The sequence below is a fragment of the Ochrobactrum sp. PL_is483 genome, from assembly GCF_055816855.1.
This window is the reverse complement of record NZ_JBVPGS010000037.1, coordinates 22,599-43,880: the sequence shown is the minus strand read 5'-3', so window position 1 is coordinate 43,880 and position 21,282 is coordinate 22,599. Positions and strand designations below refer to the sequence as shown.

At 58.9% G+C, this 21,282-nt stretch carries 19 protein-coding genes; 1 reads left to right on the top strand and 18 read right to left on the bottom strand.

What is annotated here, in order from left to right; genetic code table 11:
* Positions 1-179: 179 nt before the first annotated feature.
* The 17 genes from truB to tsaB form a co-directional block, all read right to left on the bottom strand.
* Complete coding sequence (gene truB / locus AC0TNJ_RS13930) at positions 180-1,154, bottom strand: tRNA pseudouridine(55) synthase TruB (RefSeq protein ID WP_122002902.1); 975 nt, start codon at positions 1,152-1,154, stop codon at positions 180-182.
* A 3-nt stretch (positions 1,155-1,157) separates the two neighbouring features.
* Positions 1,158-1,607, bottom strand: coding sequence for a 30S ribosome-binding factor RbfA (rbfA, locus tag AC0TNJ_RS13925; RefSeq protein ID WP_473771430.1), 450 nt, complete (start codon positions 1,605-1,607; stop codon positions 1,158-1,160).
* Between the two features lie 181 nt (positions 1,608-1,788).
* A complete protein-coding gene (gene infB / locus AC0TNJ_RS13920) occupies positions 1,789-4,668 on the bottom strand; it encodes a translation initiation factor IF-2 (protein WP_473771429.1) in 2,880 nt (959 codons plus the stop codon).
* A gap of 246 nt (positions 4,669-4,914) precedes the next feature.
* The gene (locus AC0TNJ_RS13915; RefSeq protein WP_473771428.1) at positions 4,915-5,529 is read right to left on the bottom strand and encodes an RNA-binding protein; all 615 of its coding nucleotides are present in this window, start codon (positions 5,527-5,529) and stop codon (positions 4,915-4,917) included.
* Positions 5,530-5,786: 257 nt separating this feature from the next.
* Complete coding sequence (gene nusA, locus AC0TNJ_RS13910; protein WP_473767482.1) at positions 5,787-7,400, bottom strand: transcription termination factor NusA; 1,614 nt, start codon at positions 7,398-7,400, stop codon at positions 5,787-5,789.
* 53 nt (positions 7,401-7,453) lie between these two features.
* The gene (gene rimP, locus AC0TNJ_RS13905; protein WP_473767483.1) at positions 7,454-8,116 is read right to left on the bottom strand and encodes a ribosome maturation factor RimP; all 663 of its coding nucleotides are present in this window, start codon (positions 8,114-8,116) and stop codon (positions 7,454-7,456) included.
* Positions 8,117-8,278: 162 nt separating this feature from the next.
* Positions 8,279-8,980 (bottom strand): tRNA (guanine(46)-N(7))-methyltransferase TrmB, encoded by a 702-nt coding sequence (trmB, locus tag AC0TNJ_RS13900; protein ID WP_473771427.1) that lies wholly within the window; start codon positions 8,978-8,980, stop codon positions 8,279-8,281.
* Positions 8,981-9,102: 122 nt separating this feature from the next.
* Positions 9,103-10,365, bottom strand: a complete 1,263-nt coding sequence (metK, locus tag AC0TNJ_RS13895; RefSeq protein WP_122002896.1) for a methionine adenosyltransferase — start codon at positions 10,363-10,365, stop codon at positions 9,103-9,105.
* 262 nt (positions 10,366-10,627) lie between these two features.
* Positions 10,628-11,035 (bottom strand): helix-turn-helix domain-containing protein, encoded by a 408-nt coding sequence (locus AC0TNJ_RS13890; RefSeq protein WP_122002895.1) that lies wholly within the window; start codon positions 11,033-11,035, stop codon positions 10,628-10,630.
* A 145-nt stretch (positions 11,036-11,180) separates the two neighbouring features.
* Positions 11,181-12,779 (bottom strand): apolipoprotein N-acyltransferase, encoded by a 1,599-nt coding sequence (gene lnt / locus AC0TNJ_RS13885; protein WP_473771426.1) that lies wholly within the window; start codon positions 12,777-12,779, stop codon positions 11,181-11,183.
* Positions 12,776-13,888: a hemolysin family protein gene (locus AC0TNJ_RS13880; RefSeq protein WP_473771425.1), complete on the bottom strand. Its 1,113-nt coding sequence runs from the start codon at positions 13,886-13,888 to the stop codon at positions 12,776-12,778. The genes lnt and AC0TNJ_RS13880 overlap by 4 nt, the downstream gene beginning before the upstream one ends.
* Before the next feature lie 20 nt (positions 13,889-13,908).
* Positions 13,909-14,397, bottom strand: a complete 489-nt coding sequence (gene ybeY, locus AC0TNJ_RS13875; protein WP_473771424.1) for an rRNA maturation RNase YbeY — start codon at positions 14,395-14,397, stop codon at positions 13,909-13,911.
* Positions 14,398-14,513: 116 nt separating this feature from the next.
* Positions 14,514-15,575: a PhoH family protein gene (locus AC0TNJ_RS13870; RefSeq protein ID WP_411507541.1), complete on the bottom strand. Its 1,062-nt coding sequence runs from the start codon at positions 15,573-15,575 to the stop codon at positions 14,514-14,516.
* 158 nt (positions 15,576-15,733) lie between these two features.
* Positions 15,734-17,122: a tRNA (N6-isopentenyl adenosine(37)-C2)-methylthiotransferase MiaB gene (miaB, locus tag AC0TNJ_RS13865; protein WP_473771423.1), complete on the bottom strand. Its 1,389-nt coding sequence runs from the start codon at positions 17,120-17,122 to the stop codon at positions 15,734-15,736.
* A gap of 55 nt (positions 17,123-17,177) precedes the next feature.
* Positions 17,178-17,981, bottom strand: a complete 804-nt coding sequence (olsA, locus tag AC0TNJ_RS13860) for a lyso-ornithine lipid O-acyltransferase (RefSeq protein WP_473771422.1) — start codon at positions 17,979-17,981, stop codon at positions 17,178-17,180.
* A complete protein-coding gene (gene rimI, locus AC0TNJ_RS13855) occupies positions 17,978-18,478 on the bottom strand; it encodes a ribosomal protein S18-alanine N-acetyltransferase (protein ID WP_473767489.1) in 501 nt (166 codons plus the stop codon). The genes olsA and rimI overlap by 4 nt, the downstream gene beginning before the upstream one ends.
* 3 nt (positions 18,479-18,481) lie before the next feature.
* Positions 18,482-19,171 carry a tRNA (adenosine(37)-N6)-threonylcarbamoyltransferase complex dimerization subunit type 1 TsaB gene (gene tsaB / locus AC0TNJ_RS13850; RefSeq protein WP_473771421.1) on the bottom strand — a complete coding sequence of 230 codons (690 nt, stop codon included), beginning with the start codon at positions 19,169-19,171 and terminating at the stop codon, positions 18,482-18,484.
* 290 nt (positions 19,172-19,461) lie between these two features.
* Between tsaB and dps the strand changes: the two genes are divergently transcribed.
* Entirely contained in the window at positions 19,462-19,959 is a 498-nt protein-coding gene (gene dps, locus AC0TNJ_RS13845) for a DNA starvation/stationary phase protection protein Dps (protein ID WP_473771420.1), read from the top strand.
* A 47-nt stretch (positions 19,960-20,006) separates the two neighbouring features.
* Here the strand turns inward: dps and AC0TNJ_RS13840 are convergent, their stop codons facing one another.
* On the bottom strand, positions 20,007-21,260 hold the full coding sequence (locus AC0TNJ_RS13840; protein WP_473771419.1) for an aminopeptidase: 1,254 nt from the start codon (positions 21,258-21,260) through the stop codon (positions 20,007-20,009).
* Positions 21,261-21,282 lie beyond the last annotated feature (22 nt).

The following is a 21,282-nucleotide window of genomic DNA, read 5'->3' as shown; positions in this document are numbered from 1 at the left end:
AACACCCTTTCTAGATGAGAGGAAAACCAGACGCCCGGGCCGGGATGTCGTCCAGCGCGGGCCATTTACACGATTGACATGCTTTTACGCATGATCGATGAGGGGCATATAGTGCAAAATCGGCAGGAATGCCAGCCTCAATTCAATTTGCCGCCTCACTGCACGCTTCCAACGAAATCTCAGCCTGTTGTGAAAACACGTTTCGGCTTGAATTGCCCGTGCTCGATATAGCCGATGGCGAGCAGTTTTCCGCGTGTGGTGACGCAGGCTTCGTCCGCTTCCAGAGGCGCGTCGCGCCCGCGCAAGATCACCGGATTGCCCAGACGCACGCGCTGGGCCTGATCGTCGGTCAATGGCACCTGCGGCAGGCAGTCGAGCGCGGCGCCCGTATCGATGACCAATGCGTCAATCGCCGAAAAATCGCGGCGAGGCGCGGGTTCAATGATATTGCCGTCCTCATCCTTCGGCGGGAGCGGCGGCCATGCCTGTTCCAGTTCCGCCAGCGTCACGGAATCCTCTTCCGTGAACGGCGCGACCTCTATGCGGCGCAACTCCGAAATATGACCGTAACAGCCAAGATCGCGCCCCATGTCGCGCGCCAGCGAGCGCACATAGGTGCCCTTGGAGCATTCAACTTCGAATTCGGTGCGGTCGGCATCCGGAACGCCGACGATCTCCAGACGGTCGATCTCGACTTCGCGGGACGGGATTTCGACCGTTTCGCCTTCACGGGCAAGGTCGTAGGCGCGCTCGCCATCGATCTTGATCGCCGAGAACTGTGGCGGAACCTGTGAAATGACGCCGGTATAATTCGGCAACAATGCTTCTATATCCGCACGCGTCGGGCGCTTGTCAGAGGTCTTGGTCGGCTGGCCTTCCAGATCGTCGGTCGAACGTTCCTCGCCCCAGCTAACCGTAAACCGGTAGATCTTGGTTCCATCCATGACATAAGGCACGGTCTTGGTCGCTTCGCCCAGCGCTATAGGCAACATGCCGGAAGCAAGCGGATCGAGTGTACCGGCATGACCGGCTTTTTCGGCGTTGAACAGCCACTTGATCTTCGAGACCGCCTCGGTCGATCCCATCCCCTTCGGCTTGTCGAAAATGACCCAGCCGGATATCGGGCGACCTTTTTTCTTGCCCCGTCTTGCCATGCTTTATTCGTCTCCATTGCGGGAGGTTTTGTCCTCGCCGTCTTCGTCTTCATTATGGGTCAGGTCGCGGGCGACTTCCGGCGAGCGGAGCAGCGCGTCGATCCTGGAAAAATTGTCAAAGCTGGTATCGGCCCGAAAGCGGAATTCCGGCACGTATTTCATCTGGCTGAGGCTGGGCGCCATGCGGCCACGAATGAACTTCGCATTTGCCGCCAGCGCCTTGATGACCGCCTGCGTATCGGCATCGCCAAGCGGCGTGATGAAGCAGGTCGCGATCTTGAGGTCAGGCGACATGCGTACTTCCGAAACGGAAATCACCGTGCGGGCAATGAGATCGTCGCGGATTTCTCCGCGCTGAAGCACCTGCGCCAATGCGTGGCGCACCTGCTCGCCCACGCGAAGCTGGCGCTGGGAAAGGCCGCCCGAGCCTTTTGGATCTGGAGAACGTGCCATGGCTATATCCTCGATAAACAGCCGCCAATCGGCATCCAGCCACAGAGGACTGTCCGACAACATGACTACAAATTGGCAAGCGTAATAATACGCAACTTACCACAATCCAGCCGGGAGTCAGACCCTCTGGACCGGATAACGAAAAGCCGGGCCACCTCTCGACAGCCCGGCGGAATAGTTTTTAAAGCGTGCGCGAAACGTGTTCGACGCGGAAGGCTTCGATGACATCGCCTGCGCGAATGTCGTCGTAGTTCTCGAACGCCATACCACATTCCTGACCGGCCGGAACTTCCGACACTTCGTCCTTGAAGCGCTTGAGCGTCTTGAGCTTGCCTTCGTGGATAACCACGTTGTCGCGGATGAGGCGGACGCCTGCGCCGCGCTCGACCTTGCCTTCGGTGACACGGCAACCGGCAACCTTGCCGACCTTGGTGATGTTGAAGACTTCGAGAATCTCCGCATTGCCGAGGAAGGTTTCGCGGCGTTCCGGCGACAGGAGACCCGACATCGCTGCCTTAACGTCATCGATGAGATCATAGATGATGTTGTAGTAGCGGATTTCGATGCCCTGCTGGTCGGCTGCGTCGCGTGCCTGCTTGTTGGCGCGGACGTTGAAGCCGATGATCGCGGCATTGGAGGCCTCGGCCAGCGACACGTCGCTTTCCGTAATACCGCCTGCGCCCGAATGAACGATGCGGGCGCGAACTTCGTCCGTGCCGAGCTTGTCCAGCGCATTCGAGATCGCTTCGATGGAGCCCTGAACGTCGCCCTTGATGACGAGCGGGAATTCCTTCGTGCCCGAAACCTGAAGCTGGTTCATCATCTGCTCGAGCGAACCGCGCGCACCCGACTGGCGTGCAACCGCCTTGTCACGCGCCAGACGCTGGCGGTACTCTGCGATTTCACGGGCCTTGGCTTCATTGGCAACGACGGCAAAGCGGTCACCCGCCTGCGGCGTTCCCTGAAGACCGAGGATTTCGACCGGCATTGCCGGACCGGCTTCCTTGACATGCTCGCCACGGTCGTTGACCAGGGCGCGCACGCGGCCCCATTCGCTGCCTGCGACAAGAATGTCGCCCGGATGCAGCGTGCCCTTCTGAACAAGAACGGTAGCGACGGAACCGCGACCGCGATCAAGCTGGGCCTCGATGACCACACCTTCGGCGGTACGGGTCGGGTCGGCCTGCAGATCGAGCATTTCAGCCTGAAGCAGAACAGCATCGAGCAACTTGTCGAGGTTGATCTTGTTCTTGGCCGACACTTCGACGTCGAGCACTTCACCGCCCATCGATTCCACGAAGACTTCGTGCTGCAACAGGGCAGTGCGAACCTTCTGCGGATCGGCAGCTGGCTTGTCGATCTTGTTGATCGCCACGATGATCGGAACACCCGCCGCCTTGGCGTGATTGATCGATTCAATCGTCTGCGGCATCACGCTGTCGTCAGCCGCAACCACCAGAATGGCAATATCGGTCGCTTGCGCACCGCGGGCACGCATCGCGGTAAAGGCAGCGTGGCCCGGCGTATCGATGAAGGTGATCTTCTGGCCATTCTGTTCGACCTGATAAGCACCGATATGCTGGGTGATGCCGCCGGCTTCGCCCGACACCACATTGGCATGACGAATGGCATCAAGAAGCGAGGTCTTGCCGTGATCGACGTGGCCCATGATGGTCACGACCGGAGGACGCGAAACCATGGCAGCCTGATTGTCTTCCACGTTGAAGATACCTTCTTCAACGTCGGATTCAGCAACGCGCTTCACGGTATGACCGAATTCTTCAGCGATCAGCTGCGCGGTATCGGCATCGATGACGTCGCCCGGCTTCATCATCTGGCCCTGTTTCATCAGGTACTTGATGATATCGACGGAGCGCTCCGCCATACGCTGGGCCAGTTCCTGCAGCGTGATGGTTTCAGGAATGGTCACTTCACGCGAAATTTTCTCGCGCGTTTCCTGCATCTGCGAACGCTTGAACTTTTCCTGACGACGACGCATCGCCGAAAGCGAGCGCGACCGGCCTTCCTCTTCGAGGTTGCTGGTGAGCGTCAGCTTGCCGCGGCGACGATCATCCTCGCCCTTCGTGGCTTTTGGTGCGCGAACTTCCGGCTTCGCGGGAGTACCGCGACGGACTGCGCCACGACGATCATCGTCGTCATCCGACTGACCAGGCTTGCGAAGCTGGCTCTGCGGAAGCGGCTTGCCCGGAATCGGAGCTGCATCGACGAGGCTTGGCGCCGGGCGCGGTCCGCCCTGTTGCGGACGGCCACCTTGCGGCGGACGATTGCCCTGTGGGCGACCAGCCTGCTGCGGGCGATTACCCTGCGGACGTGCATCGTCACGGCGTTCGGTGCGGGCTTCCGGCTGCGGCATACGCTTGGCAGCTTCTTCCTCGGCCTTGCGGCGGGCATCGGCTTCAGCCTTGAGACGGGCTTCCTCTTCCGCCTGACGACGAGCAGATTCTTCGCGTTCCTTGGCGCGGCGCGCATCTTCCTCGGCGCGGCGCTTGGCTTCCTCGACCGCGCGGGCGCGTTCTTCAACTTCGCGAACCTGCGCTTCCTCGAGCGCACGGCGACGTGCATCCATTTCGGAGCGCGACAGCGTGTTCAGCACCATGCCGGAGCGGTCGGACGGGCGCGGACGCTGAGCCTGCTGGCCACCGGGGCGCTGCTGGGTCGGGCGCTGCTGCGCGACATGCGGCTTCGTTACCGAAGCAGCGGGTGCCGCTGGCTTCGGTGCCGGAGCTGCGGGCGCTGGCGCACGCACTGCCGGAGCGGGCTGTGCAGGCTGTGCAGGCTGCGCGGCCTGCGCCGGTGCGGGAGTTGCGGGCGCGGGAGCCGCCGGAGCGGGTGCTGCAGGCCGTGGAGCCGCTGCCTCGACTTCCGGCTTCTCATCAGGCCGCGAGAATTTGCGCTTCTTCGTTTCAACGACGACAGCCTTCGTGCGGCCGTGGCTGAAATTCTGGCGCACGGTGCTCTGCTCGACGCCTGGCCGCTTCATGGTCAGCGTCTTCTTCGTATTAACGCTCAGCGTCTTGTCGTCGTTCGTTTTATCGCTCATTACGTTTCCGTTTCCTTCGCGGCTCCGGCCGCTCTACTCGAGCTTTATCCAACGTGACGGGGTCATGTTGGATAAAGCTCCAGTCATCCGCTTCAACGCGCAATCCGATCCAGGGCTGCCAAAGCCCCTCCAGAGTTGCGCTCTAAAGCGTGTCGCGTTTCATCAAACTCTTACGACACGCTCTACGCTTTTATTTTCATGCATGTCTTTATCCCAAAACCAGTTCCCACTTTTGGGAGACATGCTCTAATCCAGGCTCGACGCGCTTTCACCACGATAGCGATGCAACATAAGTGCCCGCTTTACGAACCCGGCTGCCGCCTTTCCCTCAAGCACGGCTGCATGTATCACATTTCCGCCCCCAAATGCCAAATCCATTTCTTCTCCCGTAAAAAGAGAGAAAGAAGGGATTTCCGGACCATCCAGATGCACCACGGCGCGACGAGCCTGATCAAGCTTGCGCACACCGTCGGCGGCGGCTTCCTTCGCATGCAACACCATGGCGGCTGTCCCGGTGCGGATCGCCTGATCCACTTTGGTCGAGCCAGACACCACGGCCCCGGCCTTGCGAGCCAGAGCGAGGCTGCCAAGGGCAGATTTCGTCAGCAACTGGTCTACCAGTGCGCCAAGATCCCCCTGCGGCGTCACACCTTCTTTCAGCGCACGCGCAAAAAGCTTGCGCTTGACCGCCTCATCCACCAGACGACGCTCGGCCTTGACCCAGCATCCCCTGCCCGGCAGGTTCCTTTTCAAGTCCGGCACCACGGAACCATCGGGACCGGCCACGAAACGGATCAGATCATCGACAGAACCGCTTTCGCGCGTGACGATACAGGTTCTGTCATTCATATCCTGCTCCACGCGAACTCCAGTCTTGCCATATTGCGGTCTGCCCGCACATCAAATCCAACACGGGGACCCAACGCGGGCGCTGTACCAGAGCAAAAGCCCTACCACAACCCGCAAGATGGCCGGAACCGCACTCGAAAGCCGACTGGCCGATCAATTCGAATGAACGACGACCATTTTTCAGAGCTTAATTGCGAGAGCCGCACAGCTTACGCCTGAATTGCTCCAGACGTAAGAAGCCACGCGGCTCTTTTTATTCCAGCAGCTTCTTAAGAAGCAGCTTCCTCTTCACCGGCTTCCGCTTCAGCGACTTCTTCCTGAGCCGATGCCAGTTCTTCTTCCGTGATCCATCCTGCCTTCAAACGCGCAGTCAGGACCATCTGTTCCGCATCGACGCGCGAAACGTCGAAAGCCGAGAAGATGCCGCTATGAGCGACGGTTTCGCCGTCCTTGCGTTCGCGCCAGCCAACCAGATCGTCGACGGCATAGCCGGCAAAGTCTTCGATCGTCTTGACGCCGTCCTCGCCAACAGCCACCAGCATCGCGGTGGTCATGCCCGGCAGTTCGCGCAGTTCGTCGGCAACGCCCAGTTCCTTGCGGCGATCATCCTGTTCGCTTTCGATGCGATCCAGATATTCGCGGGCACGCTCCTGGATTTCGCCAGCCGTATCCTCATCGAAACCGTCGATGGAGGCGATTTCGCCGGGCTCTACATAGGCCAGTTCTTCAACCGATGCGAAACCTTCGGAGGCCAGAACCTGACCTACCATCTCGTCAACGTTGAGCGCTTCCATGAAGAGGGTCGAACGTTCAGCGAATTCCTTCTGGCGACGTTCGGATTCTTCGTCTTCCGTCAGGATATCGATGTCCCAGCCCGTAAGCTGCGAAGCCAGACGCACATTCTGGCCGCGACGACCGATTGCAAGTGATAGTTGGTCATTCGGGACGACAACTTCAATACGTTCGGCATCTTCATCGAGAACAACCTTGGCAACTTCAGCAGGCTGAAGCGCGTTGACGATGAAGGAAGCTGCATCCGGCGACCATGGAATGATGTCGATCTTTTCGCCCTGCAGTTCGCCGACAACGGCCTGAACGCGGGAGCCGCGCATGCCCACGCAGGCGCCGACCGGATCGATGGAAGCATCACGCGAGACAACCGCGATCTTGGCGCGGGAACCCGGATCGCGGGCAACCGACTTGATTTCGATGATGCCGTCGTAGATTTCCGGCACTTCCATGGTGAAAAGCTTCGCCATGAAGGACGGATGGGTACGCGACAGGAAAATCTGCGGGCCGCGCTGTTCGCGGCGCACGTCGTACACATAGGCGCGAATGCGGTCGCCATAACGGAAAGCTTCACGCGGGATCAGTTCGTCACGGCGCACGATGGCTTCGCCACGGCCCAGATCGACGATTACATTGCCGTATTCGACCCGCTTCACAGTGCCGTTGACGATTTCGCCAACGCGGTCCTTGTATTCGTCATACTGGCGGTCACGCTCGGCTTCGCGCACTTTCTGCACGATGACCTGCTTTGCCGACTGCGCGGCAATACGGCCAAAATCCATCGGCGGAAGCTGGTCGGCAATGAAATCGCCGATCTGTGCGTCCGGGTTGCGATCACGGGCGGTGAAGAGCGAAATCTGCGTCGCGTAATCTTCGACGTGCTCGACAACTTCAAGCAGGCGCTGCAGCTTGATCTCACCGGACTTCGCATTGATGTCCGCGCGGATGTTGCTTTCCTGGCCGTAACGCGAACGCGCCGCCTTCTGAATCGCATCGGCCATGGCCGCAAGAACGATCTCGCGGTCGATCGACTTCTCGCGTGCGACCGCATCGGCGATCTGCAGAAGCTCCAGCCTGTTAGCACTGACTGCCATTGGACTCTCCTTGGTGTCGCATCCGGCTCCTCAAGATGCCGGACGCCTGAAACTTATTCTTTATCTTGGGCTTCGTCCGTTGCGGCTCCGCCGGACTGCTCGTCCGCTTCATCGCTACCGAGATCGTCACCCGGAATGCGGCCTTCGCGCAGGGCCTTGTCCTTGCGCAGCGCATCGCGGATCAGGTCATCAGTCAGAACGAGGCGCGCATCCGAGATCAGATCGAATGGAATGCGCACGACAGGTTCGCTGCCATAGGAAATCTGATCGCTTTCGATCACGACGGATTCCGCATCGCCCAGAACGATACGGCCACGGAACTTCTTGCGGCCTTCGTGGACGATCGAGGTTTCCACCTTTGCAATGTGACCGGCCCAGTCGGCGAAGTCCGACTTGCGGACCAGCGGGCGGTCGATACCGGGAGAGGAAATCTCCAGATGGTATTTTCCGTTGATCGGATCTTCCACGTCGAGAACCGGCGCAACCGTGCGGCTGACAAGCTCGCAATCGTCGACCGTCATCGTGCCGTCGGGACGCTCGGCCATGATCTGCAAGGTCTGGCCGTTGAGGCCGGAAAGGCGCACACGCACAAGGCGGAAACCCAGCGTATTGATCACCGGCTCCACAATGCCTGCCACTTTCGCATCGATGCCCGTTTCGCGAATGATACGCTCATCTGCGCTTGCGGCTTCAATTGCCTGTTCCTGTTCCGTCACTCGATAAACCTTTTTACAGAGCCGTAAGTAACAAAAAAGAGCGGGTCCGGGAGGGCCCACTCTTGTTCAAACGACCAAGAATTTGAAACCTATATACCAGCGGAGGCGGATTTTTTCAAGACCGCTTCTGCTGTTCTATTCATTCCGTACGCGGTCAGCGCTTCATCGGCGGATGAAGGTCAGATAGGCGGCGCGCCGACCTTCACGAAAAGCCTTCGCTTCGTATCGTGTGCCCGGCCAGCCTTCATAAGCCTCATTCCAATCGGACGGGCCTTCCGCCTGCCACTCGAAAGCGGGATGACGGCGACAATGCTGGAGGGTCCAGTTGACATAATGTTCTATATCCGAGGCAAAGCGGAATTTCGCACCGGGCTTCAGCACGCGGGCGAAGCGGTCAAGATTGGCGTCGCTCACAAAGCGACGCTTCCAGTGGCGTCGCTTGTGCCAGGGATCGGGATAGAAAAGATCAATGCCGGAAAGGGACGCGTCGGGCAGCCAGTCCAACACCGCCGTTGCATCCTCGTCGTAGAGACGCAGATTGTGTCGCGGTTCGCTGTCCAATGCCGCCAGCATCTTGGCCATGCCGTTGATGAACGGCTCAACCCCGATGAAACCGGTCTGCGGATAGCGGCCTGTCTCATGGTGCAGATGCTCGCCGCCGCCAAAACCGATCTCCAGACGCACGGCATCGACCTTTGTTTCAAAAAGCGTGCGCAAATCCTGCGGTGCCGGGCTTTCGACATCGATCTTCAGGCGCGGCAGAAGGTCCTCGAACAGGTTCTTCTGATGGCTGCGCAGAGGCTTGCCGTGGCGACGGCCGAAGAAATTTCCGGCACCGCGCAGAGGATGAGATTCTTCGGTCATACTTTATCCGTGGCATCATAGCAGGTTCGAATAACAGAAGAGCGCGATCCAAGACCGCGCTCCTCGAAAATCGTCGGGACACATAACGCCAAGCGGCCCGTGATGCAACTTTCCGCCGGAAGTTACGCCACCGCCGCCTTCAGCGCCTTGGTCAAGTCCGTCTTCTCCCAGGAGAACGAACCGTCACGGCCAGGCTTGCGTCCGAAATGGCCATAGGACGAGGTTTTGGCATAGATCGGCTTGTTGAGGTCGAGATGCTTGCGGATACCCGTCGGCGACAGATCCATGACCTCGCGAAGCGCGTCCTCGACAGCGGATTCAGCAACCTTGCCGGTGCCGTGCAGATCGACATAGACCGAAAGCGGCTGCGCGACGCCAATGGCATAGGAGAGCTGGATCGTGCAGCGGTCGGCAAGACCGGCGGCAACCACGTTCTTGGCAAGATAGCGCGCGGCATAGGCAGCGGAGCGATCCACTTTGGTCGTGTCCTTGCCTGAGAAAGCGCCGCCGCCATGGGGGGCTGCGCCGCCATAGGTATCCACGATGATCTTGCGGCCCGTCAGGCCCGCGTCGCCATCTGGCCCGCCAATGACGAACTTGCCGGTCGGATTGATGTACCAGTTGCAATTGGCTGCTATCGGGAGGTCGCCCAGCGCTTCCCGGATATAAGGTTCGACAACCGAACGAACCTTTTTCGAATCCCAGCTTGCATCCAGATGCTGCGTGGAAAGAACGATCTGGGTGACCTCGGCGGCCTTGCCGTTCTCGTAGCGCACCGTGACCTGGCTCTTGGCGTCGGGACCGAGCTTGCCCGCGTCGCCCTCGCCCTTGTGGCGGGCCTCAGAGAGCTTTTCGAGAATCTTGTGGGAATAATAGATCGGCGCCGGCATGAGGTCCGGGGTTTCGCGGCAGGCATAGCCGAACATAATGCCCTGATCGCCTGCACCTTCCTCGCCCTGACGATCGGCGGCATTGTCCACGCCCTGCGCAATGTCGGCGGACTGCGGATGCAGAAGCACGTCGATCTTCACGGTCTTCCAGTTAAAACCGTTCTGTTCGTAACCGATTTCCCGGATCGCCTTGCGTGCCGCCGAGCGGAAACGCGAAGGATTGATCAGCGGATGCCCGGCGGCATCATGGGCGATCGTTCCGTCCTTATTCTTCTTCAGGAAAGTATCCGGCACGCGCACTTCGCCGGCAATGACCACGCGATTGGTGGTGGCAAGCGTTTCGCAAGCAACACGAACAGACCAAGGATCGACGCCGGTGCGGCGCGCTTCCTTGTAGATCATGTCCACGATTTCATCGGAGATGCGGTCGCAAACCTTGTCCGGATGACCTTCGGACACAGATTCGCTGGTGAAGAGATAAGAACTGCGCGACACGGGTAACCCCTCTTGAAAATCCAGCGGAGAATATTTCCGCCATGGAAACACAGTAGCGCCCGGAACAGGTTCCAGCGTTCCGGGCACGGTAATGTGTTAGCGAAGTTGGGATTAAACCGTCAATGCATATTCTTGTTGCGACAGTGCCCCGGCGCGAAAATTCGCTCCAGATGGCATTTTCTGCCTGTTCCGGCGCTGTGAAGCGCAAAGTCCGGCGGGACATGGCCATGTCCCGCACAAATCGCTCGTTCCGGATATGCTATCAGTCAGCGTCCGCCGCGAGCGACTTCACGAGATCGATGATCTTGCGGCGCACTTTGGGATCTGAAATTTTCGTGAATGCGCGGGTCAGCTGAACACCTTCATTGGAATTCAGAAAATCCACGACATAGGTCGCTTCATTGTCCTCTGCAAAACCGGACTGGTTCGAGGAGCCCGGCGCATCTTCAAAAAAGAAGGAAACCGGAACGTTCAAAATCGCCGAGATCGCTTGAAGACGGCTTGCACCGACGCGGTTGGTGCCTTTCTCGTATTTCTGGATTTGCTGAAAGGTGATTCCGAGGTTTTCGCCGAGTTTTTCCTGACTGAGGCCCAGCATGTTACGGCGGAGACGGATGCGGCTGCCGACATGCACGTCAATGGGGTTGGGCTTCTTTTTGTTCTCAATCATACAACTGTCACTCCTCGCAGCTGCGAGCTTTCATTCATGCTCTGTTCATCTGAACAGCGATACTAATAAGTTTTGGGAGGTAGTCTGACGATTTTCCGCAAAAACCGTCGCCGCCGAGCCATAACATCGTAACAATATTAGTCTGTCAATGAAAACGCCTGCCGTTTGGCAGTCGGAAAGCCACGCTCAACACGAGTAAGGTTAACAGCGCTACCAGAGATTGTCGCGACCCGGGTGGCGTGCCCCAAAATGGTGCACGAGTTGACGGTAGGTAAGCGTCAATGACCCCGACAGCATCGTGAGCGAGGCCATCGGTGATTCGACCATAGGCATCAACAATAGCCGAAAGACCATTATTGGCTGCGCGAATGAGGGGCAGGCCTTGCTCCACGGCGCGGACCTGTGCCTGCCGGAAATGCTGGTACGGTCCCGGTGTATCTCCATACCACGCGTCATTTGTCACATTGATGATGGCGCTTGCCCTCTGGCCCGAATATCCGAGTTCGTCGGGAAAAATCGCCTCGTAACAGATCAGCGGCAAGAAGGTTTTGCCAGCTTTCGCGTTCAGCGCCCGACGCGTGGTGCCAGCGGTAAATCCACCGGGCATTTCCACCACCTCCTGAAGCCCGAGCCTGCGAAGAAAATTCTCATAAGGCAGATATTCGCCAAAGGGGACGAGATGCACCTTGTCGGCGGCATCGACAATGACGCCGCGATCATCAATCGTATAGATCGAATTATAATAACGCGGCTCATCGCCCGCTGCCCCCTTCTCTTCACGGACTGCACCGGTCAGCAGCACCTGCCCGTCCTGCAAAACCTCGCCAATGCGCGACAGCGCTTCCGGCGTCGAGGTGAGAATATAAGGAACCGCTGTTTCCGGCCAGACGATGACATCGGGCTTCGGCTTGCCTTCGGCAGAAGCCTCACCTGCCAGTGACACCAGCTTGTCAAAGATCGATCGGCGCTCCGCATTATCCCATTTCATGGTCTGGGCAATGGAAGGCTGCACGATGCGCACTGCGAGCGAGCCCTTTTCCTGGCCGATGGCGGGAGCTTGTGAAAGCGTCCAGGCACCGAAACCGAGGTGGCTGATGACAAGTATAAGCGCAGCCGCAATGCCCGTCTTCGCAAACCGCCCGCCGATGAGCAGGGCCGGGGCGGCAAAGACGAAAACAGCCGCTGCACTCATTCCGATCAGTCCCACCACGGCGACCGACTGCATCAGGAGCGGAGTCGGCATGACGGCATAGCCAATGGCGTTCCAGGGAAAGCCGGTGAACAGGAAAAGGCGTAGCCATTCTGCCAGTGCAAAACCAAAAGCAAGCGCGACGATGCGCCCCAAACCGTCCGACCAGAAGATGCGGGCAACCGCGGTTGCAAACGCATAGAACAATGCGAGAAAGGCGGGCAGGCCCAGAACAGCGAGCGGCAAGGCCCAGGCAAACTGGTCCGCATCGACCAGCAGCGCCGTACCGATCCACCACAATCCGGAAACGAAATAGCCGAAGCCAAACCACCAGCCAACCATGGCTGCGGGAAGGAGGCGGCGAACCGGCCCGGCATTGACGGTGGCGATGGCGCCATCGATCAGCCAGACCAGAATGGGAAACGAGATGAAGCCAGCGACAAAAACATCGAATGGCGGCTGGGTCAGCGTAGCGAAAGCGCCACTGAGAAAAGCGGCCAGCGCACGACGCCAGCCGCTCGAAAGAATGATCCTCCCCGCCAGCCTTTCGATCATCCGGCCTCTTTGGAGGTGTCGGTTGCGGGTTCGGCTTCACCCGGTCTGGCTGAAACGACTGCCCGTTGCTGGCGACGGCGATCGGCTGCGGAGAGCGGCACGATCCGCACCTTCTTCACGCGACGCGGATCAACTTCCAGCACATGGAACTCGTAACCCGGAATAGCCTGCACGACCTCGCCACGAACCGGAATGCGCCCAAGCACGGAGAAGATGAGACCGCCAACGGTGTCAACGTCCTCGCCATGTTCGCCCACTTCGAAAGACGGGCCGATTTTCGCGGCCAGTTCTTCCAGATCGGCACGCGCATCGACAACGAACACGCCATCGGCCTCTTCGGCGATCATGATTTCTTCGTCGTCATGTTCGTCTTCGATGTCGCCGACAACCATTTCGACGATGTCTTCCAGCGAGACCAGACCGTCGGTTCCGCCATATTCGTCGATGACCAGCGCCATCTGGATATGGGTCGCCTGCATGCGCGCCATCAATCCGCTCGCCATCATGGATGGCGGCACGAACAGGACCTTGCGCATGAGATTAAGTTCACCGATCGTCTTGGTGAGATCGATGCGGCCCATGTCGAACTTCGCGGCCTTGTCTTCGGCTGTCGCCTTGCTGCGTGTGCTGCTGCGGCGCGTGGTCTTCTGGCGGGCCTGCTTGGTGATGTAATTGAGAACATCGCGGATATGGATCATGCCGCGTGGATCATCCAGCGTCTCGGCATAGACCGGCATGCGCGAATGGCCGGACTTTTCGAAAAGCTCCAGCACTTCCCATAGAGGCGTGGAGATTTCCACCGCCTCGACATCGGCGCGCGGGATCATCACGTCTTCGACGCGGATTTCGCGCAGGCGAAGGATATTGTGCAGCATCGCCTTTTCTTCTGGCGAGAATGCTGAATCCTGCTCGCTTGCCGTGCTGGAAAGGGCATCGGCCAGATCTTCGCGCAGCGAAGATGATTGGCGTGAACGCATGAACGGGAAAATATTGGACAATAGGGAACGCTTCTCGGCCACTATGGGCCGCTGCGTACTTTGCCCTTCGGCGTCTTGAGTCTCGCTGCGATTTTCGCCAGCGGACGGAGGGTGCGATGTTTGATCAGCCATGGTCAATCGTTGTTCGTGTTCTAATCGGATACAGCATAAGGGTCGGGAATGGCAAGAGCATGAAGGATTTCACGCTCGCGCGCCTCCATCACTTCCGCTTCCTCATCGGTTTCATGATCGTACCCCAAAAGGTGCAGAAACCCATGCACAACGAGGTGCGCAAGGTGATTTTCGAGCGGCTTGCCTTCCTCCTTCGCCTCACGCTCCACCGTCTCGCGCGCGATGACGATGTCGCCCAGCATCGGGCCCGGCTGAGAACCGGGCTTCACCGGAAAGGCCGGAAAGGACAGAACATTGGTCGGCTTGTCCTTGCCACGCCATTCTGCGTTCAGGGTCTGGATTGAGGCATCGTCGGTGAAGACCACACTCAGTTCGCTTGCCGCGCTTTTGAGGCCCAGACTGGTCCAGGCGGCTTCGACCGGCTTCCTGACGAGACCTTCAAGGCTCGCCTCGTCCGGCCAGTTGCCGGCTTCAATCATGATATCGATATGGATCGCGTTGTCTGACACGTTATGCAGCGGTCGCCTTCCAGCAGACCACTTCGTCCTTTCAATTGTATGAGAGCTGCCTGCCCAAAAGGCAGACAGCATTTTTTAAATCGTGATTCCGATCGGCAATTGCAAGATCATTCCGAACGCGCGTGCTGTTTGCCGTCGCGATCGTAAGCACCGACAATGGCCGCCACAAGCGGATGGCGCACGACGTCCTTTTCTGTGAAGCGCACCTTGATGACGCCCTCCACGTCGTCCAGCACGCGCAACGCCTCTACCAGCCCTGATTTCTGGCCCGGCGGAAGGTCAATCTGGCTTGGGTCGCCAGTCACGATCATGCGCGATCCTTCACCGAGACGGGTCAGGAACATCTTCATCTGCATGGAGGTTGTGTTCTGCGCCTCATCGAGAATGACCGCAGAATGCGCCAGCGTACGCCCGCGCATGAAGGCAAGGGGCGCGATTTCGATCACACCGGCGGTAATGGCACGCTCGACCTTTTCCGCTGGCATCATGTCGTAAAGCGCATCGTAAAGCGGGCGCAGATAGGGATCGACCTTTTCCTTCATGTCACCCGGCAAGAAGCCAAGGCGCTCGCCCGCTTCCACAGCCGGACGCGAAAGAATGATCCGCTCGACAAGACCACGCTCAAGAAGCATAGCCGCATGGGCAACAGCAAGATAGGTTTTGCCCGTACCGGCGGGACCAACGCCGAACACCAGTTCCGACCGGTCGAGCGCACGCATATAGGCATCCTGCGTCGGCGTGCGGGCGAAGATTGTTTTCTTGCGCGTGGAAATCTGGGCGGCGGAAAGCTTTCCCTTGTTTTCCATCGTTGGCAAGGTGAGCTGGTCGTCGGCGGCAATAGCCATGCGCAGCGCGCCATCCACATCCGACACCGTCAGCTCATGGCCCTTCTGCAGCGTTTCATAAAGATGGTCGAGCGCGCGGCGCGCCTGTTCGGTCGCGGTCGGCTCGCCCCGGATCGACAGCTGATTTCCCTTGGAGCGGACATCCACGCCAAGCTTCTGTTCGATACGGGCAAGGTTTTCATCGAACTGACCGTAAAGCGCGCTGGCAAGACGGTTGTTGTCGAAGGTGAGCACGATATGGGCCATATCCGAGGCCCCGGTCGTCGGGCTTTTTTGCGTTTGATTGGTTGGCTTGGCAGATTTCAGCTTTTCCGTAGCGCTCAACCGTATCTCCTTAAAGCACAATCCTGAAAAGTTGCAGACTTCTCAGACTAGATTATGGGTGAACACAAACCGTCCACGCATTGCAATCACAGTCTCGACAGGATTACCGGCAAGCGACTCAAGACGCCGAAATTTTCTGCCTCGGCATCATCATGCCTTCAGGCCAGTTTTTGCGCAATAAGGCTATTGGTCCCTGTGGAGGTGATTTTCACATGAATGATGTCGCCGATCCTGTCACTGTTGCCATCGATGATGACAGGCAGGAGCCATGGCGAGCGGCCCACCATCTGACCGGCCTCGCGGCCGGGCTTTTCCAGAAGCACATCCATCTCGCGACCGATCATGGAATCCTGGAACGCATATTGCTGTTCCGACAGCAGCGCCTGAAGGCGCTGGAGACGCTCGTCCTTCACCGCTTCCGCAACATGATCGTCAAGATCGGCGCCGGGCGTACCGGGGCGCGGAGAATATTTGAATGAATAGGCCTGCGCGTAATTGACCTCCCGCACTAGCCGCATCGTATCCTCGAAATCCTGATCGGTTTCGCCGGGAAAACCGACGATGAAATCGCCCGACAGCGCCATATCCGGGCGCACTTCACGAATACGCTCGATCAGGCGCAGATATTCATCCGCCTTGTGACGGCGATTCATTGCCTTGAGAATCCGGTCGGAGCCGGACTGCACGGGCAGATGCAGATAGGGCATCAATTGCCGCAGGTCGCGATGGGCGGCAATCAGGCTGTCGTCCATGTCGCGGGGGTGGCTGGTCGTGTAACGAAGGCGCGCAATGCCTGGAATGCGCGCAAGGCGGAACAGCAATTCGCCGAGGCCCCATTCGCGGCCATCGTCGCCAGCGCCGTGCCAGGCATTGACGTTCTGGCCTAGCAGGGTCAGTTCACGCACGCCGCTATCGGCAAGGCGCTCGGCCTCCGCCACGATCTGCTTCACGTTACGCGAAACCTCGGAACCGCGCGTATAGGGAACCACGCAGAAGGTACAGAACTTGTCGCAGCCTTCCTGCACGGTCAGGAACGCGGAGACACCGCGCTTGCGCGTTTCCTCGCGCTTGGGCGACGGCAGATGTTCAAATTTATCTTCGAGAGCGTATTCCGTCTCAACTACCTTTTCGCCGCCGCGAACCCGCGCAAGCGCATTGGGCAGGCGATGATAGGTCTGCGGCCCGATGACGAGATCGACATTCGGCGCGCGGCGCAGGATTTCCTGTCCCTCGGCCTGCGCGACGCAACCCGCGACGCCAATGGTCAATTCCTTGCCATTCGCTTCACGCGCATCCTTCATCTTCCGCAGACGACCAAGCGCGGAATAGAGCTTTTCCGATGCTTTTTCGCGAATATGACAAGTGTTCAGCAAGACCAGATCGGCATCGTCCGGTGTGTCGGTCGCGACATAACCTTCCGCGGCAAGGCTGTCGGCCATGCGCTGGCTGTCATAGACATTCATCTGGCAGCCATAGGTCTTTACGAAAACCTTGCGCGCGTTGGGGCGCTCTGCCGTGGGGTCGAGATCGGTAATATTGTCGCTCATGCGCGGCTATCTACAGCTTTTGTCGCCATTTTGGAAGGTGACAATCTGACGGCTGTCACTCTTCGGGAATATCGCGGCCCAGCAATGCACTTTGCAAAAGCGCGCGCACCCGGTTTTCCATTGTGCGAGCAAGCGCCTTGCGATCGGTCCCGGCCGTTACGACGACAGGTTCCCCGAAACGCACTTCGACGTCTATCGCCCCCTCCCGCAAGATACCTTTGAGATGCGGCATCAGCTCGACATCGCCCGGCCATGCGGCAATCGGGCGGAAATAACGGCCCATCGCCATGCCGTGAACCCCGGTATAGGCAATGGCGACCGGCTGAACCATGACTTCCGATAGGTTCGCTTCCTTGATCGCAGCATGCGCCGCGCCGAAAAGCGCTGTCTTGAACGGCAAAACGCGATTGCCATCCGATGTCGTGCCTTCGGCGAACAACACCATTGCGTCCTCGGTTGCCAGACGCCGTGCAATCTCCGACGTTTGCTCTCCTGTCTTGCCGCGCCGCTCGCGCTCCACGAAAACCGTGCGCTGCAGAACGGCGAACATGCCGAAAACCGGCCAGCCGCGCACCTCGGACTTCGCAATAAACGATACCTGCCCCACCGCCGAGAGTACGACAATGTCGCTCCATGAGGTATGGTTGGAAACAAGGAGAAGGGGGCGGCCCTCGTGCATCTGGCCAACAGTCCTGATGCGAAAGCCGAACAGGCGCGCCACGACGCGGTGGAAGAAGTTTGGCAGACGGCGCTTCCACCCGTTCTTCATTTTCAGAAACAGATATTGAAACGGGATCAGCGACAGGCTCAGCGCAACCATGGCCGCGACAACCAGAAATATCCTGATCGCGCCGATCATTGCGCCCTCTTCAGGTCACGCCGGAGAATGAGCGCTGCCGAGCGGCCGTTCGGCGTTTCGTAATAGGCAGGACGGTCGCCGACTTTCTGGAAGCCGAGGCGGCGATAAAGGGCCTGCGCAGCGACATTCGCCTCGTCCACCTCGAGAAAAAGCGTTTCGGCCCGTTCCTGATAAAGATGGCGCAGAACGGCATCCATCAGCGCACGCCCGACGCCCTGCCGCTGCACGTCGCGCGCGACGGCGATGGTGAGGATTTCCGCTTCTCCAGCCACAAGACGCGCCAGCACAAAGCCACAGGCGTCATTGGGTTTACCCTCCGTACGGGCAACGAAGCCGAAAACCGTATCCTGTGCAATCAGTGACCTGAAATCGTCGGAACTCCAGCCATGAAGGAAAGCGACGGCGTGAATGCGCTGGATCGCATGACTGTCCTGGGCGCGCAATGGTTCTACCGAAACCTCCCTGCGACCGAAACGGCCGAACGGCAAGCCCATCATCGGCTATTCCCCGGCACTCTTCCGCGGCAACGCAAATCCGACCTGCGGCTTTGCATCGGGTCCGCGCATGTAAAGCGGCTTCGGCGCATCCCCCGGCTGGCGGGAACTTGCCAGACGCGCATAGGTGCCGATTCTTGCTGTCGGCTCTACCGGGCCCAGCGCGAAGCGGCCGCCAATTGCTTCATTGATTGAGCGAGCGGAGGAGCCAGCAAGAACCGTATTTTCCACTTGGGAAGCTGCGTGAGCCTCTGCTTCCTCCCGCGACAGAACCAGCGGCTCTGCGCTGGCGGTCCCCTTTGCGTCGAACGATTGCGCATAAATCTCGCCGCGATGGGCGTCGAGAAAGACCAGTACCGGTTTTTCCGGGCTCTCGATCCGGGTTTCAGAGGCAAGCGCTTCGAAGGCTGTTATCCCGATGGCTGGCACGCCCAGCGCCAGCGCGAAACCACGTGCCGCCGAGACACCGATACGAACGCCGGTAAACGATCCCGGCCCTATATTGACCGCCACCCCATCCATGTCGCGGAGCGATAGTCTCGCTTCCGTCAAAGCGCGTTCGACATAGGTCATCAATACTTCCGCGTGGCCCTTGCCAATGTTTTCGCTCACATCGGCAAGCACCACATCGCCATCGGAATCATAGACGGCAACAGAACACCACGAAGCGGCAGTATCGAGGGCAAGTATCTTCATGCGCAACCGGGTAAATCAGAATTTGCGCTGCGACAAGCCGTAACTTGGTGGAAGCCGGACCGGCGCCGTTTTTTAGCCATTTCTCACGGAACAAAAACTGCCGGCATGCATTTCTCCCCCGGGTGCGGGAATGTTTTGCGTTGCCTTGAAGTCAACGAAGGCCTCCTCCGGCAAATCGAGCCTTCTAAGGATCTGGCGGGTTCGTTTGTGCTGGAATAGCTGCCCACGATCATGAGCGACATTCTCCCAGTCTCTCCAAGCCGGATCGAGCAAAAGGATGTGAGGATAAAATGTCCAACAAGTCGATGCATGCAACCCGCAACGATCTTCCTTCCAATACGAAGACGACAATGATCGCCCTGCTCAACGAAAATCTGGCCGCAACAATCGATCTTGCCCTCATCACCAAGCAGGCTCACTGGAACCTCAAGGGGCCGCAATTCATCGCCGTTCATGAAATGCTCGATGGTTTTCGCGGCGATCTCGACGAACACGTCGATACGATTGCCGAGCGTGCCGTACAGCTTGGCGGAACAGCCTATGGCACCACGCAGATCGTGGCGAAGGAAACCAGATTGAAGCCCTATCCGACCGACATTTATGCCGTTCATGACCATCTGCTGGCATTGATCGAGCGTTATGGCGATGTCGCCAATTTGCTGCGCAAATCAATCAAGGATGCCGACGATGCCGGGGATGACGACACGGCGGATATTTTTACCGCCGCTTCCCGCAGCCTCGACAAGGCGCTGTGGTTCCTCGAAGCTCATGTTCAGGAAAAGAACTGACCGAACGGATATAGTGTAAAGGCCGGGAAATCCCGGCCTTTACATGATCAGTTAGCCCATTCGCCGCCGCGCATCACCGGCTCCCGGGTTCCGTGCGCGTTGATGCCATCCACGTCGATCTCGCCGGAGCCGATCATCCAGTCGATATGGATAAGGCTCGAATTGCCGCCCTGCGCCTTGATCTGTTCCGGCGTCAGCTTGGCGCCGTCGATAAAGCATTTGGAATAGCATTGGCCGAGCGCGATGTGGCTCGCTGCATTTTCGTCGAACAGGGTGTTGTAGAACAAAAGCCCGCTCTGCGAGATCGGCGAGGAATGCGGCACCAGCGCCACTTCGCCCAGACGACGCGCGCCCTCATCCGTATCCAGCACCTTGTTGAGTACTTCTTCACCGCGACTTGCCTTCGCCTCGACAATGCGTCCGCTCTCAAAGCGAACCGCGATATTTTCGATCAGGGTGCCCTGATGTGACAAAGGCTTGGTGCTGGTCACATGGCCCTCGACACGCAGGGCGTGGGGCGTCGTAAACACTTCTTCCGTCGGAATGTTCGGATTACAGGTAATGCCGTTTTTCGCCGTGGAAGCGCCGCCGTGCCATTCATGGCCGTCGGCAAGCCCGACGGTCAGATCAGTGTTCGGGCCTTTGAAATGCAGGGCGCGATAAGCCTTGCCGTTCAGGAAACGGGTGCGCGTGCGAAGCGCTGCATTATGCGCGGCCCACGCGCCGACCGGATCGTCGACGTCGACACGCGAAGCCGCAAAGATCGCATCGGCCAGCTTGCGGGTCGCGATGTCCGCCGGGTCGTTCGGAAACATGAGCTTTGCCCATGCCGGGTTGGGATAGGAGACAATGTTCCAGTTGATGTCGAAACCGGCAATCTTTTCCAGCGCCGGCTGATAGGCTTTTGAATTGGCGCGGTTGGCGCGTGAAACCTTGGCCGGGTCCTGACTGGAAAGAAGCATCGGATTATCGGCGGCGATGGCCAAGCGGGCAGCACCGTCCGCATAGGCCTTCGCCATGCCTTCATAAAGCCAGTTGGCCGCGCGGTCGAAACTTGCATCGGGTGCGTTCTCGTAGCGGGCGAGAGCCAATTCGTCATCCGCGAAGAATGGCGTCACCAGTCCGGCTCCGGCCTTGTAGGCATGTTTGGCGATAAGGCGAACCAGCGGCAATGCGACGACCGGCGCGGTGATGACGAGATCCTGCCCCTCGCGCAATTGCAGACCGACACGAACGGCGACTTCCGCAAGACGTTCAAGTTTCACCGGATCGATGACTGGGTTCAGCTGTTCATGAGCCATGGGTGGAAGACCTCTTTGGATA

Coding starts and splice junctions, on each gene's coding strand:
- truB (WP_122002902.1), bottom strand. CDS start 1,154: ATGGCAAGACGGGGCAAGAAAAAAGGTCGCCCGATATCCGGCTGGGTC.
- rbfA (WP_473771430.1), bottom strand. CDS start 1,607: ATGGCACGTTCTCCAGATCCAAAAGGCTCGGGCGGCCTTTCCCAGCGC.
- infB (WP_473771429.1), bottom strand. CDS start 4,668: ATGAGCGATAAAACGAACGACGACAAGACGCTGAGCGTTAATACGAAG.
- nusA (WP_473767482.1), bottom strand. CDS start 7,400: ATGGCAGTCAGTGCTAACAGGCTGGAGCTTCTGCAGATCGCCGATGCG.
- trmB (WP_473771427.1), bottom strand. CDS start 8,980: ATGACCGAAGAATCTCATCCTCTGCGCGGTGCCGGAAATTTCTTCGGC.
- AC0TNJ_RS13890 (WP_122002895.1), bottom strand. CDS start 11,035: ATGATTGAGAACAAAAAGAAGCCCAACCCCATTGACGTGCATGTCGGC.
- lnt (WP_473771426.1), bottom strand. CDS start 12,779: ATGATCGAAAGGCTGGCGGGGAGGATCATTCTTTCGAGCGGCTGGCGT.
- AC0TNJ_RS13880 (WP_473771425.1), bottom strand. CDS start 13,888: ATGGCTGATCAAACATCGCACCCTCCGTCCGCTGGCGAAAATCGCAGC.
- miaB (WP_473771423.1), bottom strand. CDS start 17,122: ATGAGCGACAATATTACCGATCTCGACCCCACGGCAGAGCGCCCCAAC.
- olsA (WP_473771422.1), bottom strand. CDS start 17,981: ATGATCGGCGCGATCAGGATATTTCTGGTTGTCGCGGCCATGGTTGCG.
- rimI (WP_473767489.1), bottom strand. CDS start 18,478: ATGATGGGCTTGCCGTTCGGCCGTTTCGGTCGCAGGGAGGTTTCGGTA.
- tsaB (WP_473771421.1), bottom strand. CDS start 19,171: ATGAAGATACTTGCCCTCGATACTGCCGCTTCGTGGTGTTCTGTTGCC.
- dps (WP_473771420.1), top strand. CDS start 19,462: ATGTCCAACAAGTCGATGCATGCAACCCGCAACGATCTTCCTTCCAAT.
- AC0TNJ_RS13840 (WP_473771419.1), bottom strand. CDS start 21,260: ATGGCTCATGAACAGCTGAACCCAGTCATCGATCCGGTGAAACTTGAA.